Here is a 15,065-nt window from a genome sequence, read left to right as displayed (position 1 = left end):
TTCTCAAAAAACAGACTGATTGTTTTACACAATTGTGTTGCTGCATGAGAGATGCCGTGTTAAATTAGTTTTTTATTTGACAGCTCATTTTTGAAGTACGCATAGTAAATTGGAGCCGCAATCACTCCTGCCATACCGAATGAGGCTTCCATGAAAATAATTGCAAGGAGTATTTCCCATGCAGCGGAGTGTGTCCTGGAACCAACAAGTTTAGCATTTAAAAAATACTCCAGTTTGTGTATAACTACAAGAAAAGCAAGCGATGCGATTGATACATTAAACGAATAATTTAAGCTTACGACAATAATTGCGGTATTGGAAATAAGATTACCGACGACAGGCAACAGGCCGGCAATAAAAGTAAGCAGTATCAGAGTTTTAGTGAGGTTCAGATGGATGCCAAACATCGGCAAAGCCACAGCAAGATAGAGAGCTGAAAAGACGGTATTGACGGCTGAAATGCCAACCTGTGCAAAAACCACATTGCGAAATGATAAGGCCAGTCTGGAAACACTGCCAATCAGTGATTGCGCAAGCGGTCCGTAAACCTGCTCCTCTTTTACCTCATTCAGAGCTGCCAAAGCGCCAATAGCCATACCCATAAGAATGTGGGCGGCGATTCGTGCAACTTCCTTACCGGCGGTTTGCAGTTGACCGGCATGTAAGCGCAGCCACTCGGAGGCGGCAGTCTTAAAGCCTTCAGTATTGGAAGGTAAATAGTTTGTAATCCATGCAGGTAAAGAGTTAAGGGAGTTATCTATAATATCTGCCATCTTTTTAAGTAAAGCAGGTAGGCTGCCTGTACTGTTACGAAAAAAATCAACTATTAAAAAAGACAAAAAAGACACAGATAAAATCACCACAACAGCAAGAAGTGCAACTGTAATTATTTTAGAACCATGTCCTGTAATACCTTTAATAAACTGCAATTTCAGAGAAAGAGTGGAAATAAGCTCATGCACTATCAGGCCTGCCAACAATGCCGGCAGCAAGTGCAGTTTAAGCACTAGAATCAGTGCTGTTGTTATAAGCAGCCATGAAATATAATCAAAAACCTGCTTTGAGGTCTCCTGATAATCATCCATCCACACACTGTACTCTATATCTCCACTGAAAGTCAAATATGACAATGAATTTGCATGTGTAAACTCCTTGCCGCCTCGTTACTCTTTTGACGGCAACCTGGATTATTCCTTCTTTTACCCACACGATTTGATAAAGAGCCTATTTATTTGTTTGACATTAAAGATACTAACTTGCGATAATAAAAACGTTCATAATATAATTAAGTGTACGTTTATGTACACAATATTTTGTGATTTTCAATAAAATGAAAATAAAAGTGTTGTAATACAGGAGGGAGCAGACAAGATGAAAAATGATTATGACTTAAAGAGAGCCTTAGTACAGAATGAAATGGGTGAAAGCGAGACGATGGTTCGAATTAGCGGTAACTTATTAACAGCCTCTGAAAGTGATGCAACCTTGATTATTGAGGGAGAGACCGGTACAGGAAAACGTTATACGGCAAAGCTGGTACATCGTTTGAGCAAAAGAGCAAGTCAACCTTTTGTAACTGTAGATTTGAGTCTCATTCCTGAGCCTTTAGTAGAAAGTGAGTTGTTTGGCTACGAGGAAGGAGCCTTCACAGGTGTGGATAATACAAAAAGAGGATTTTTTCAAGCAGCCAATCATGGCACCTTGTTATTGAGCGAATTACAGACCCTTTCAAGAGAATTGCAGAAAAAGCTGCTAAGTGTTATTAAGAGCGGTAAAATAACTCCTCCCGGCACTAAACAACACATGGAGTTTGATATACGGTTCATTGTTTCGGCAAACAAGAGCCTGGATGAAATTGTTAAACAAGATAGTTTCAGCGGTGATTTATACAAAAAGCTTAATGAGTCTATGATAAAGATTCCTGCATTAAGAAACCACAAGGAAGACATAGCTTTTTTTGCTAAAAAGTTTTTAGATGAGATATCTGCAGAGGTGGGAAAACAGATTTACGGTTTCTCGGAAGATGCTATTACTATGATGGGATTCCATGATTGGCCCGACAACTTAAGGGAACTTAAAACTGTTATAAGAAATGCTGTATTGATGTCTAAAACCAACATAATAGATATTGCCGACCTTGCTTTTCTGCGTGCATATGTAAAAGGATACCGCCCATCGGCAACCGGCAGGCATATCGAAAAAATACACAGAACTTTGAAAGATGTATCTAATAAGGCGGCTGAGTATATAGAAAAAGAAACCATATGTCACGTCCTGAATATAACAAGCGGTAACAAAAAGAAGGCAGCCAGTCTTTTACAGGTGGACTACAAGACACTGTTCAATAAAATCGGTGAGTACAATGTGGTTTATCCTAAAGAGCCGCTTACTCTGAGATCACCAAGATTAGACACAAGGTCCAGAAGAGCCATAAGGCTTTAAGCACTCTAAAGCTGTTTGTTTGAAGCCCCTTTTGACGGGGGCAAAACAGGAGATTCAGAGGCTTGTGTTTTACTGTGTTATACATTCCCTGAAGGGGCTGTAAAAATATCAGGGCGGCTCTGTGCTGTCTTATGATTTTGGTGTTCAATAACTATGGCTTTGTGATATGCAACTTAGTTCTAAAGGTTATACAAACACCTCAGTAATGTTAACCTGAAGTCCTTCTATGACTTTAGATATAACAGTGCCTTCAATTTCCGCGATAGAATGTGTTACGTATTTATCATTCTTAATAGTTAAAATCCCGATGGTTTTAAATTCCGGCAAAACTATCCAGTACTCAGGTACTCTGTATTTCTCATATATTTCTTTTTTAACGGCAGTATCTTTTTTATACGTTCCGGGTGAAACTATCTCACAAACCATATCCGGTACGCCTCTTATCCAGTCCTGGGCAATACTCAGGTGCTCTTTCCTAATAAACAATAGATCCGGTTGAAGCCTGTTTATCTCATTTTCAAAGATTACGTCCAGAGGCGATAAATATACCTCACCTACGTTGATTTTATCGATATATCGGCATATTTTATGGTAAAGATTGCCAACAATTTTTTGATGATATCCAAATGGACTACGCCCCACGATTTCCTCTCCATTAATAATCTCAGTTAAGTCCAAATCCGTTACTATAGTTTCCGTAATCATGCTTTATCTTAGCGTCAAAATAACGGTTTTGTCAATAAACTGATATGACCTGCAATCCGATATAGAAAAACCGATAGCCCGTTAAAAGTGGATTTTGAGCGGAAATTTCAGATTACATCAGACCTATCCATTTCTTTCTATATAAAAAGTTTATTTTTTCATCAACAATACTAAAATCAATCAAGTTTACCCGCCAATATACTAAGACAGTTTGAAGAAACCTCGGATTTTATTGAATATCTTCATCTTTTTATTTTTAAACTGGGCGTTGAGTTGCTCATCTGAGAATACCTGTTCGCTTAATTTCAAGGCCAGTTTTTCGTTTTCTATTTCTCTGCGTGTCATGATGGCACTTATGGTTTCAACAGCGCTCTGATTTTCCATTATAATATTGGAGAAACTCTCCTTGTCAAGTACCAGCACAAGGGTATCCTCTTTTGCCGTTACTCTGGCAGTTCTTACCCCACCGGTAAAGAGTGAGAACTCCCCGAAAAAGTCCCCCCTTTTTAGAATAGCCACCTCGTTACCACGGACCTGTACAGAAACGCTGCCCCTGCGGATAATGTAGAATGAGTCACCTTCCTCACCCTCATCAAAAATATTTTCACCTTTTCCAAAGTGTTGCTGTATTAACAGCGAAGCGATTTCTGTTTGTACATCCTCGGGGAAGATGGAGAAGAATTCGATTCGTCTAACAGTGTTGAATCTTTGCTGGATATCTCCGCTGGAATCAGTGTCAGTTACGGGATGGCAGTAAACATCTCTAATCGGGAACGGGATTTTGATGTTTTCTCTTTTGAAGGCGTACCAGAGCTTAGTCATAATGTTGCTGGCTGTGCGGTATTTGTTGGCGTAGTCGTTAATCCAGACCCTGATTTCGTATTCGATGGAGGAATCGCCATATTTTATCAAGCGTATCTCGGGTGGAGGTTTGCTTGATACCTGGTCTGTATTTAAACAGACTGATTCAATAACCTGTTTTACCTTGTTTGGAGGTGTGTCGTAGTCCACGCCAACGAAGAGGCTCATGATTTGGTCCGGTGTCGGATAACCTACGCTGAGAATCGTATCTTTTAAGATGTTGTTGTTAGGAATGACAAGGTAGTTGTCAGAGCGAGTAAGGAGTTTAGTGGTGCGCCAGTTTATCTCGACAACCTTGCCGTCAATGTCTTTTATCTGTATCCAATCGTTTAACTTAAAAGGTTTTTCTATGTACAGTACGACTCCGGCGATGAGGTTGGTTAAAGTGTCTTGCAGGGCAAGTCCTATGACCATGGAAAACACTGCGGAGGTTGTTATAATCGGAGTCAGGTCAATGCCAAACTGTATCTTCAGTATCGCAAACATGGCTATTGCGAGGATTATCCCCTTAACGATGTTATGGATGAGCGTAGGAACAGCTACTTTTGACTTTTCGATGTAATATTTGCTAAAACAGTATTCGGCTATTTTAAATACACCATAAAACAGTACAGCATATACAATGGCATTGACCAATTTAATATCAAACGGCGGTTTATAGACAAACACAAAAATACCGGTACCCATGGCCAATACGACAAGCACTACATAATAAACAAGCGACATTGATGTCCTCGGCTTGAATGAATCCTTTATTTCCGTGTGCAAAACCTCCTATTGAATATTGTGCAAAACAAATTGAAACATTAAGGGGGCAACATTGTCAATAGACAAATCGGAGTGGTAAAAATGCTCCATCATACACTGGAAAAGACTGAACAATATTTAACTATTACAAAAAAATAAACGAAATTATAAATAACATAACTCATAACCCTGGGTGAACCCCTCAAGCCACGCCCTTTAATTTACCGGCATCAGCAGGGCCGAAAACCGTAATCGCCTTAGGCACATTATCAATAAACCCCTCTATTATTTCGTAAACGTGTTTCATTTTTACGTTCTCTATGCCTCTTATAATTTGTGCCGGACTGTAGTACTTCCCGTAGTAGATTTCCTGTCTCGCTATATTTTGCATACGCCCCGAGGATGACTCAAGGCTCATCAGAAGGTTGCCCTTTAACTGATTTTTTGCTCTTTGCAACTCATCTTCCTTTAAGGTGTTTTTTAATAAATCCATTTCCTTTATTATCGTCTCTATTACCTCAACATATTTTTTCTTACCCGTTGCCGCATATACTCCAAAGACTCCGGTATCACTGTATGAAGACAGAAACGAAAATATGGAGTAAGCCAGCCCCCGCTTTTCTCTCACCTCCTGAAACAAACGTGAACTCACCCCTGCCCCGTAAATGGTATTTAAAATAAGAAACGGATACCTGAGCTTACTGTTTTGCTTTACTCCCTCAATGCCCATACATATGTGCACCTCGGAAAAGTCCTTCTTATAAACATTTAATGAGGCGTTAAAAGGTTTTTTTTCCAATCCTTGACTACTTTCAACAACAGATGTATTTTTTACGGTAACATCAGCTCTTTTGCTGTTAAACAGCTCTACCATCGCCTCGTGTTTAATATTGCCGGCACAGGAAATCACCACATCAGCCGTTCCGTAGTGTGCGTTTAAATGCTCGGTAATATCGTTTCTTGTTATTTCACGTACTGTTTCCTGTGTGCCCAGAACCGGAAGACCAAGACCGCTCTGTCCCCAAATGTCGGTATAAAACAGGTCGTGAATATAGTCATCCGGGGTATCCTCCACCATTTTGATTTCCTCTGAAATAATCTCCTGTTCCTTGTGGATATCCTGCTCTTTAAACAAAGAATTCAAATATATATCTGTGAGGATATCCACAGCTTCATTTACATGGTCTTTTAGTACTTTTACGTAATAAGTGGTGTTTTCTCTTGTAGTAAAAGCGTTTAGGTCACCTCCAAGATAGTCTATCTCTGTGGCGATTTGCTCCTGGGTTCTGTTATGCGTTCCTTTAAAAAACATGTGTTCAATAAAGTGGGATATCCCGTTTTTTTCCCGTCTTTCAAAACGTGCCCCTACCTTTACCCATATCCCTATGCTAACTGACCTTACCCCTGCCACCTTTTCCGTAACTACTGGAGTTCCGTTTTCAAGATACCCTTTTTTGTACATGTTCCCCCACCGGCTTTTTTTAATTTAATAATAAAAAAAGGGATAATTTACTATCCCTCCTTTCGTCAATATTATAGAAAACGGCAGCCTTCAGGCTCTATTGCTGCTGGTCCTGTAATACCTCTTTCCGGCTAAGTTTAATCTTTCCGGCTCTGTCAACCTCTATAACTTTAACCATAATCTCATCGCCTTCTTTTAACACATCCGTGACTTTATTAATCCGTTCCTTTGCTATCTGAGAAATATGCAGAAGCCCGTCTGTGCCCGGCAATATCTCAACAAAAGCACCAAAGTCCATGATTTTCTTAACCTTACCGGTATATACCCTGCCAACCTCGGCATCCTCAACTATGCCCTGTATAATAGCCTTTGTCCTGCTTAGTGATTCCTCATCACATGAGGCTATGGTAATGATACCGTCGTCGTTAATATCTATCTTAGCCCCGGTCTGCTCAACGATGCTCTTAATTACCTTGCCCCCTGAGCCGATTACATCTTTTATCTTATCAGCCCGTATCTGCATCTGGTGAATACGAGGAGCATTTGGCGAAAGATTTTCCCTTGGAACAGCAATAGCCTCTGTTATTTTACTTAAGATGTGCAGCCTTCCCTTTTTTGCCTTATCCAGTGCATGTACTAAAATCTCTTTGGTGACACCCTTTATTTTAACATCCATCTGGAAGGCCGTAATGCCGTACTGGGTCCCGGCAACCTTAAAATCCATATCGCCCAGGTGGTCCTCAAGGCCTAGGATATCCGTAAGGACTGCCACGCTGTCCCCTTCCTTTATAAGCCCCATGGCAATACCCGCCACCGGATTGGAAATCGGCACTCCAGCATCCATAAGCGCAAGCGTCGCACCGCAAACTGAAGCCATGGAGGATGACCCGTTTGACTCAAGTATGTCAGATACCACCCTTATGGTATAAGGAAAATTCTCTGATGATGGAATTACAGGTTTTATTGATCTCTCCGCCAACGCCCCATGTCCTATCTCCCTTCTGCCGGGTGATTTTAATGGTTTAACCTCACCAACACTAAAGGGAGGGAAGTTGTAGTGGAGCATGAAGGACTTATAAGAGTCTCCCTCAAGGGCATCAACTCTCTGCTCATCTGAGGAGGTTCCCAAGGTTACGGCCACAAGGGCTTGTGTCTCACCTCTTACAAAAAGAGCCGAACCATGCACTTTTGGCAAAAACCCTACCATGCACTCTATGCCTCTTACCGTATCGAGATCCCTGCCGTCAGCTCGTATCCCCTCTTTTAAAATCATTCCCCTGATGAGGTCCTTTTCGAGTTCCTCAAAAATACTTGCTATTTCCCTTTCTTTCCGTGTGTCGTCTTCCGCACACAGGGTCTTTATAGTCTCATCAAGAAGATTGTCAAGGGCCTTCTGTCTTACGAGTTTGCCTGGGATAGCTATCATCCCTTTCATTTTTTCAAGACACGAATTCTTAACAGCGGCAATCAACTCGTCATTGGTCTTGACCTCAGCCACATCGCGCTTAGCTTTACCGGCCAGTGCGCAAAGCTCCTCCTGGGCCGCCACTATCTTTTTGATTTCCTGATGAGCATAGTCAATAGCCTCTATGAGAACCTCCTCGGAAACCTCAAGAGCGCCACCCTCAACCATTGTCACCGCCTCTTTTGTGCCTGCCACAACCAGACTCATATCGAGATCCTCAAGCTCCTTCAAAGACGGATTAATTACAAGCACACCATCAATGCGGCCAACCCGCACGGAGGCCACCGGTCCCTCAAAAGGAATATCCGATATGGCCATCGCTGCAGATATTGCGGTTATTCCCAACACATCTGCAACATTTTCATCCCCAAATGACAACAGCGAAACTACTCCCTGAGTCTCGGAATTAAAACCCTTTTTAAACAGAGGCCTTATCGGTCTGTCTATCAGCCGTGAGGTCAAAACCTCTTTTTCAGACGGCCTGCCCTCTCTTTTTAAAAAACCTCCCGGTATTTTGCCTGCCGCATAAGCCTTTTCCTGATAATCCATTGTCAGAGGAAAAAAATCCTTACCTTCAACGATTCTTTTGTCGGCTACCGCCGTGGCAAGCACTATAGTGTTGCCGTATTTGGCAACCACCGCCCCATCTGATTGTTTGGCCAAAAGGCCGGTCTCAAGCACTAACTTCTTTCCGCGTATCTCCACCTCTGCTGATTTCAAATAGTCATCTCCTACTTTCTGATACCAAGACGCTCTATCAATGTCTTATAACGCTTGATATCTTTTGATTTTAAGTAGTCAAGAAGTTTTTTCCTTCTTGCCACAATTTTTAACAGACCCCTGCGTGAATGATGATCTTTAGTGTGGAATCTGAAGTGTTCGGAAAGATACTTCATTCTGTCATTCAGAAGTGCTATCTGCACCTCCGGAGAGCCTGTATCTTTCTCATGAACCCTGAACTCCGTTATCATTGCCATTTTGCTCTCTTTAGTCTGTGTCAATTTATCACCCCTTTCTTCTTAAACTTATATTCACATAAAATTATTCACTTTCTGCAATCCACTCAATATTAACATAATATTCAATCCGCTGTAAAGAAAGTGCTGTAATTATATTTCAATGTCAGGATTTATACCAAGTTGATGTTAGAAGCAAACACAGGCGGCGGCCGGATTCGAACCGGCGCATAAAGGTTTTGCAGACCTCTCCCTTAGCCACTTGGGTACGCCGCCATAGCTATAAAATAATATTATAACATCTTTTTCATTTTTTTCAACTAATTATTTACAAAATTATTGTTCTCCTTTGATAATATTACATTTAATATTATAAAATACCTTTGTCTGCGACGTTAACAAAAAGGGAGAGACTATGGCTGTTATAGAGAACACTAAAATAGAAGAGCTTGAAAAAAGGCTTCAGTTTAGTGAAAGACTCAAAAATGTTACAAATAAAATAAATGCCGTTAACAATATTGATGAAATATTTATACGGCTGAAAGACGACATCGTAGCCCTTTTTGACGCCGACAGAATCACCATATATGCGATAGACCCGGCCAGAAACGAGCTTTACTCCAAACACCTGATAGGGACGGAGATAAAAAGAATCAGGGTCTCCATTTCTGCATCAAGCCTTGCCGGCTATGCCGCCTATGCCCTTGAGTCAATCAATGTACCGGACGTCTATGATACAGTCGAATTAAAAAGCATTAATCCACAGTTGAATTTCGACAACAGTTGGGATCAAAAATCCGGCTATAGAACTAAACAAGTTTTGGCCACCCCGATAAGATTTGAAAACCGCCTATTTGGTGTTATCCAGTTAATCAACAAAAAAACCGGCGTGAAATTTACTGAAGATGACGTCAACAATGTTGAGGAGATAGCCAGGATATTAGGGATTGCCTTTAGAAACCAGGCAAAAATGCTGAGTACCAGGTTTAACTATCTTATAACCCAGAGCGTCATTACCGATGAGGAGCTAAAGAGGGCGATGCTTTCTGCCAGGGAGCGCAAAAAAGACGTGGAATCGGTTCTTATGGAAGACTTAAAGGTGCCTAAGAAAGAGATAGGAGCGGCTCTGGGGCAGTTTTACGGATGCCGCTTTATCGAGTATAGCGACAAAGTGATAATCCCTAAAGAGCTCTCACGAGGTCTTAATCTTACCTATCTGAAAAAGAACTTCTGGGTACCCATAGCAATGGAAGGCAATAAATTGGTAGTTGTGGTGGATAGCCTCAATGAGATGAAAGCAAGTGAGATAAAATCCCTGCTGAAGGCGGCTGACTTTGACTTTCGGATAGCCTTACGCGGAGATATCGTTAAGTTTATAGAATCGCTGGAGAGAGCGGAGGAGGATAGCCGTGCCTCTACCAGCGATATCCTTAAAGAGCTTGACATAAAAGAAGAAGGTGACGCCGACAAGGAAAGCGGAGAGCTGGATGAAAATGCAGGAGCAATTGTACGGCTGGCAAACCAGATAATCATTGAAGCCTATGAAAAAGGCGTCTCAGATATTCACATTGAGCCCAGCAAGATTAAAAAGAAGGTTGATATTCGTTACAGGGTTGACGGGGCATGCATGAGGCATCTGGAGATACCATACAGTTACCTTAACGCTCTGGTATCCAGACTGAAAATCATGTCAAGTCTGGATATTTCTGAAAGAAGGCTCCCACAGGACGGGAAAATAAAATTTACTTATAAAAACAAGCAAATAGAGCTTCGTGTGGCAACAATTCCTACGGTATCCGGTGAGGGTGTGGTTATGAGAATTCTTGCAGCCAGTGAGCCTCTCCCCCTTGACGCGCTTAATCTTTCCCAGAGAAACCTCAAAGAGCTCTCAGGGATAATAACCAAGCCATACGGCCTTATACTGGTTGTGGGCCCCACCGGTTCCGGTAAGACAACCACCCTGCACTCGGTTCTTGGTAAGATCAACAGCCCGGAAACCAAGATTTGGACTGCCGAGGACCCTGTGGAGATAACCCAGTACGGTTTAAATCAGGTGGAGGTTAAACCTAAAATAAAATTTGACTTTGCACGTGCTATGCGTGCCTTTTTGCGTGCAGACCCGGACATTATAATGATAGGTGAAATGAGGGATTTCGAGACGGCCTCAACAGGTATCGAGGCATCTCTTACAGGACACCTTGTCCTTAGCACACTGCATACAAACAGCGCCCCTGAGACCATCACAAGGCTCATTGATATGGGGCTTGATCCCTTTAACTTTGCAGATGCTTTCTTAGGGGTTTTGGCTCAGCGCCTCGTGCGTACACTGTGCAAGTCTTGCAAGGAGCCCTATAATCCCTCAAAAGAAGAGTTCGATATGCTTGCGGGGACCTACGGTAAAGAGCTCTTTCCCACCCTGGGCTTCCAGCACAATGATAAGTTAACACTTTATAAGGCAAAGGGCTGCTCCGACTGTAACCACACCGGCTACAGAGGACGTACCGGTATCCACGAGCTGCTTATAGGCACTGAGGCGGTCAGAAAACTCATCCAGAAAAAGGCTCTTATGGAGCACATCAGAGAACAGGCCATTAAAGACGGCATGAGAACCCTCTTTCAGGACGGCCTTGAAAAAGTATTTAAGGGTTTTACAGATATAATTATGGTGCGAAGAGTTTGTATGTAGGATTGGATTTATATTTTTTTAAAATCACTATAAATGATGACAAACATTATACTAAACAATTAAAAGGCAAGCTAAGGATACATTAATCATGCCGATACCCTCAAAAAACAATTGAAAAAACCAGGAGTAATAACAGGTATGAGCGGTGGGGTGGATTCCTCTGTTTCAGCGTATTTACTTAAAAAGCAGGGGTACGATGTGCACGGGGTGAGCTTTATCCTTTGGGAGACAAGGCAAAGGAGCGGTCATGCGGCATGTTGTTCACTGGATTCAATACGTGACGCCTCATCAGTGTCAGCCGCCCTGGGTATAGAGCACAGAGAAATTGACGTCAGAGATGTTTTTATGGAAAAGGTTATAGAGCCGTTTATTTCAGATTACGGCAGAGGGTTAACCCCAAACCCTTGTGTTTTATGCAATAAATATATAAAATTTCCTATATTGCTGGAGGAGGCCGCCCGGCTTGGGCTTGAATATGTCTCAACAGGGCATTACGCAAAAGCAGAGGGTGGTATGCTTAAAGCCGGTGAAGATGAAAAAAAGGATCAGTCGTATTTTCTGTATGTGCTGCCGCGTGAAAGACTAAAGAATATTATTTTCCCGATAGGTGACTTAACAAAGGAAGCGGTTCGGGAGATTGCCACGCAGTTGGATATTGTTTCGGCAAAGAGGGCGGAAAGTCAGGATATTTGCTTTACAGAGGGCGGTGACTACCGCAAGTTTATAAAAGACTACCACGGTCTGCAAGGTGATTTATGTGGTAAGATAGTTGATATAAACGGCAAAACTTTGGGAACGCATAATGGACTCTATGCGTATACGTTAGGGCAGAGAAGAGGTATTGGGGTGGCCGGAGGTGTACCCCTTTACGTGGTTGACATTGATATGGTTAACAACATACTGGTGCTAGGTCCACAAGAATATGTAATGAAAAGAGAAATACATGTTTCAGACATTAATATGCTGATAAAAGAAGATGAGGGATTGGAGTTTCCACTGAGGGCTTCCGTCAGGTTTCGCTCAACAATGAAAGCAGCCGGAGGGGTTTTATCTAAGACCGGCGGTGGAGATATAACTGTAACATTCGATGAGGTGCAATGGGGCCCTGCAAAGGGACAAAGTGCAGTCTTTTATACAGGAAAACGGGTTATCGGAGGCGGTGTTATTGTATGAACTGTATGGAGTTTTGGTATAATAATCTAAATTTAATCTGAAAAAGATAATTACCCGATTTTGGAGGACAGATGAAAACAGCGATAAACGTGCAGATGGCAGACAGAGTAAAGAACCTACCACCGTACCTTTTTGAAAGGATAGATAAGTTAAAGAGGGAAGCCCTTGGAAAGGGGGTTGACTTGATAGACCTAAGCATAGGGGACCCTGATATTCCCACCCCTTCACATATTGTTAAGGCTCTTCAGAAGGCTTCTGAAAACCCTGCCCATCACCGTTATCCCTCATATGAGGGGATGTTTTCATTTCGCAAGGCGGTAGCCGGCTGGTACAACAGGCGGTTTCAGGTAAATATAAAGCCTGAAAACGAGGCTCTCTCGCTAATTGGCTCAAAAGAGGGCATAGGGCACATTGCCCTTGCCTATGTTAATCCCGGTGATGTGGTTCTGTGTCCATCTCCGGGGTATCCGGTGTATTCCATCGGGACACTTTTTGCAGGCGGTTTTCCTTATTTTATGCCGCTTAGGGCTGAAAATGATTTTAAACCGGATTTTTCCCAGATACCGGAGGAAATTTATAAACGAACAAAGCTTATGTTCTTAAATTATCCGAATAATCCGACAAGCGCCGTTGCCAGCCGTGAGTTCTTCGCCGATGCCATAGATATTGCGTATAAATACAACATTATTATATGCCACGATGCAGCATATAGTGAAATCTACTACGATGGAGAAAAACCTCTTAGTTTTATGGAGGTGGACGGCTCTAAAGACGTCGGCATGGAGTTTCACTCCCTCTCAAAGACATATAACATGACGGGCTGGAGGATAGGTTTTGCCGTTGGTAATAAGGACATTCTTTTTGGTCTTGGTAAAATTAAGACAAACCTCGATTCAGGTGTATTTCAGGCAATTCAAGAGGCTGCAATATGTGCGCTTGAGACGGAGGACTCAGTGCTGTGTAACATCAGAGACACATATCAGGCAAGACGCGACGCCCTTTATGACGGCCTATGCTCAATAGGGCTAACTGCATATAAACCGCAATCCACCTTCTACCTGTGGACTGTCGTACCGGAGGGCTTTACATCTGAGACATTCGCCGAGTATCTCCTTAATAAGGCCGGTGTGATGGCCACCCCTGGAAATGGCTTTGGTGAGAGTGCCGAGGGATACATTCGCTTTGCATTGACCGTGCCGGTGGAAAGAATAAAAGAGGCTGTGCAACGTATCAGGAAGATTATATGATAATGCCAACAAAGTTATTCCAATTCTAATTCATTTGTCTAACTTTGTTGGCTTCGTCACAAGCTCCTCAACGTACTAAAAGTACGCCTGCGTCGCTTGTTCCTTGCCGCCTCGTTATACTTTTGAATTAGAATTGGAATTAGACGATTGAATGCAGCTTGGTATCAAGCAGGTTCAACATGTACAACCACATCAGCAATGCCACCCATCTTTGTCTTTAGGGTATTAACGACCTGATGGGCGATTTCGTGGCCTCTTGCCACAGTCAGCGTGGGTTCAACAAATATGTGTAAATCAACAAAAACACAACCCTTGCTGCCGCGTGTCCGGATTTTGTGGCAGCCGGTAACTCCCTCAATCATACAGACAATTTCACACAAGAGTTCTGTATCCATTTGATTGGCATCAATAAGCACACTTACGGTTGACCTTAAGATTCCAATCCCCGCCCAGGCTACCAGCACCCCTACAATAGCTCCCACTACAGGGTCGGCATAATTTAATCCCATTTTAGATAAGGCAAGAGCAACTAATACCCCTGAGGTAACAAAAATATCACTCCTTGTATGGGCAGCATCGGCAATTAAAAAATCGCTGTTAAGTTTTACGCCCATTCTTTTTTCGTATCTGCTGACAAATACATTTACGCCGAGTGTTATTATCATTACAATAAAACTTTCAAATGTAATTCTCAGGTCAGGCTTATCAATAAATGCTTTGTAAACATTCTTAAAAATCTCAAAACAAGCAAAAAACATCATTACAGCAATAAAGACAGTAAGAAGAATTTCCACTTTTTTGTGGCCGTAAGGGTGCTCAGTATCGGGTGGAGTGTAGGCAAAACTAAGTCCCACTAAACCAACCACATTTGAGAGGCCGTCAAAGACAGAATGGAAACCATCTGAATATATTGAGACCGAATGGGTAATCATACCGTAGATTATCTTAAAGACGGAAACAGTCAGATTTAACACCATGGTATATATCAATACCCTGCGTATTGACTGTATCTTATTTTCCAGTCTCATATAGTCAGCCACAATGCTTTATATTATCACAGATGACCTTATAATAAAAATTCAGAGATTGAATCCTGAAAACCGATATAGAAAATCGAGTTCCCTGCTATAAGGAATTTTCAAGCAAAAATTTTCAGGTTGAAATCGTCTTGACTTTGGGGGGTATTACAGCCAACAAAGTTAATCGAATGACTACAGCTTGGAATTACCCTTCTATCCCTGCTCTTTTTAATGCCTGTGATACTTCATAACTCTTTAACGTCTTATTGATTTCTATCACCTCACGCAGGCACTTTGCCGAT

Annotated in this window: 11 protein-coding genes and 1 tRNA gene; 4 read left to right on the top strand and 8 right to left on the bottom strand. The window is 42.0% G+C overall.

Annotation, left to right across the window (positions count from 1 at the left end):
- Positions 1 to 59: 59 nt before the first annotated feature.
- Positions 60 to 1,130: an AI-2E family transporter gene (locus H7844_09030; GenBank protein MEO5357428.1), complete on the bottom strand. Its 1,071-nt coding sequence runs from the start codon at positions 1,128 to 1,130 to the stop codon at positions 60 to 62.
- Positions 1,131 to 1,371: 241 nt separating this feature from the next.
- Between H7844_09030 and H7844_09025 the strand changes: the two genes are divergently transcribed.
- Positions 1,372 to 2,442, top strand: a complete 1,071-nt coding sequence (locus H7844_09025; protein MEO5357427.1) for a sigma 54-interacting transcriptional regulator — start codon at positions 1,372 to 1,374, stop codon at positions 2,440 to 2,442.
- Between the two features lie 186 nt (positions 2,443 to 2,628).
- Here the strand turns inward: H7844_09025 and H7844_09020 are convergent, their stop codons facing one another.
- From H7844_09020 to H7844_08995, 6 genes are all read right to left on the bottom strand, one after another.
- On the bottom strand, positions 2,629 to 3,147 hold the full coding sequence (locus tag H7844_09020) for a Uma2 family endonuclease (GenBank protein ID MEO5357426.1): 519 nt from the start codon (positions 3,145 to 3,147) through the stop codon (positions 2,629 to 2,631).
- Positions 3,148 to 3,348: 201 nt separating this feature from the next.
- Positions 3,349 to 4,776 carry a mechanosensitive ion channel family protein gene (locus tag H7844_09015; GenBank protein ID MEO5357425.1) on the bottom strand — a complete coding sequence of 476 codons (1,428 nt, stop codon included), beginning with the start codon at positions 4,774 to 4,776 and terminating at the stop codon, positions 3,349 to 3,351.
- Between the two features lie 181 nt (positions 4,777 to 4,957).
- Positions 4,958 to 6,217 carry an insulinase family protein gene (locus tag H7844_09010; GenBank protein MEO5357424.1) on the bottom strand — a complete coding sequence of 420 codons (1,260 nt, stop codon included), beginning with the start codon at positions 6,215 to 6,217 and terminating at the stop codon, positions 4,958 to 4,960.
- A gap of 97 nt (positions 6,218 to 6,314) precedes the next feature.
- Positions 6,315 to 8,402, bottom strand: a complete 2,088-nt coding sequence (gene pnp, locus H7844_09005; GenBank protein MEO5357423.1) for a polyribonucleotide nucleotidyltransferase — start codon at positions 8,400 to 8,402, stop codon at positions 6,315 to 6,317.
- An 11-nt stretch (positions 8,403 to 8,413) separates the two neighbouring features.
- Positions 8,414 to 8,659 carry a 30S ribosomal protein S15 gene (rpsO, locus tag H7844_09000; protein MEO5357422.1) on the bottom strand — a complete coding sequence of 82 codons (246 nt, stop codon included), beginning with the start codon at positions 8,657 to 8,659 and terminating at the stop codon, positions 8,414 to 8,416.
- Between the two features lie 182 nt (positions 8,660 to 8,841).
- A tRNA-Cys gene (locus tag H7844_08995) sits at positions 8,842 to 8,914 on the bottom strand.
- Positions 8,915 to 9,053: 139 nt separating this feature from the next.
- On the opposite strand from H7844_08995, the gene H7844_08990 reads away from it, so the two are divergent.
- The 3 genes from H7844_08990 (at position 9,054) to H7844_08980 (ending at position 13,744) form a co-directional block, all read left to right on the top strand.
- Positions 9,054 to 11,324: a GspE/PulE family protein gene (locus tag H7844_08990; GenBank protein MEO5357421.1), complete on the top strand. Its 2,271-nt coding sequence runs from the start codon at positions 9,054 to 9,056 to the stop codon at positions 11,322 to 11,324.
- Between the two features lie 138 nt (positions 11,325 to 11,462).
- Positions 11,463 to 12,497 carry a tRNA 2-thiouridine(34) synthase MnmA gene (gene mnmA, locus H7844_08985; GenBank protein ID MEO5357420.1) on the top strand — a complete coding sequence of 345 codons (1,035 nt, stop codon included), beginning with the start codon at positions 11,463 to 11,465 and terminating at the stop codon, positions 12,495 to 12,497.
- Positions 12,498 to 12,568: 71 nt separating this feature from the next.
- Positions 12,569 to 13,744: an LL-diaminopimelate aminotransferase gene (locus H7844_08980; GenBank protein ID MEO5357419.1), complete on the top strand. Its 1,176-nt coding sequence runs from the start codon at positions 12,569 to 12,571 to the stop codon at positions 13,742 to 13,744.
- Positions 13,745 to 13,908: 164 nt separating this feature from the next.
- Here H7844_08980 and H7844_08975 read toward each other — a convergent pair whose 3' ends face one another.
- Positions 13,909 to 14,772, bottom strand: coding sequence for a cation diffusion facilitator family transporter (locus tag H7844_08975; protein MEO5357418.1), 864 nt, complete (start codon positions 14,770 to 14,772; stop codon positions 13,909 to 13,911).
- Between the last annotated feature and the right edge of the window lie 293 nt (positions 14,773 to 15,065).

The organism is Nitrospirae bacterium YQR-1, assembly GCA_039908095.1.
In the GTDB taxonomy this organism is placed as follows: domain Bacteria; phylum Nitrospirota; class Thermodesulfovibrionia; order Thermodesulfovibrionales; family Magnetobacteriaceae; genus Magnetomonas.
This window is presented reverse-complemented; position numbering and strand designations above follow the sequence as displayed.

Excerpts from the sequence above, each read along its gene's own strand:
- H7844_09010 (MEO5357424.1), bottom strand. The coding sequence starts at position 6,217 with ATGTACAAAAAAGGGTATCTTGAAAACGGAACTCCAGTAGTTACGGAA.
- mnmA (MEO5357420.1), top strand. The coding sequence starts at position 11,463 with ATGAGCGGTGGGGTGGATTCCTCTGTTTCAGCGTATTTACTTAAAAAG.
- H7844_08975 (MEO5357418.1), bottom strand. The coding sequence starts at position 14,772 with ATGAGACTGGAAAATAAGATACAGTCAATACGCAGGGTATTGATATAT.
- H7844_09025 (MEO5357427.1), top strand. The coding sequence starts at position 1,372 with ATGAAAAATGATTATGACTTAAAGAGAGCCTTAGTACAGAATGAAATG.
- H7844_09020 (MEO5357426.1), bottom strand. The coding sequence starts at position 3,147 with ATGATTACGGAAACTATAGTAACGGATTTGGACTTAACTGAGATTATT.
- rpsO (MEO5357422.1), bottom strand. The coding sequence starts at position 8,659 with ATGGCAATGATAACGGAGTTCAGGGTTCATGAGAAAGATACAGGCTCT.
- H7844_08980 (MEO5357419.1), top strand. The coding sequence starts at position 12,569 with ATGAAAACAGCGATAAACGTGCAGATGGCAGACAGAGTAAAGAACCTA.
- H7844_08990 (MEO5357421.1), top strand. The coding sequence starts at position 9,054 with ATGGCTGTTATAGAGAACACTAAAATAGAAGAGCTTGAAAAAAGGCTT.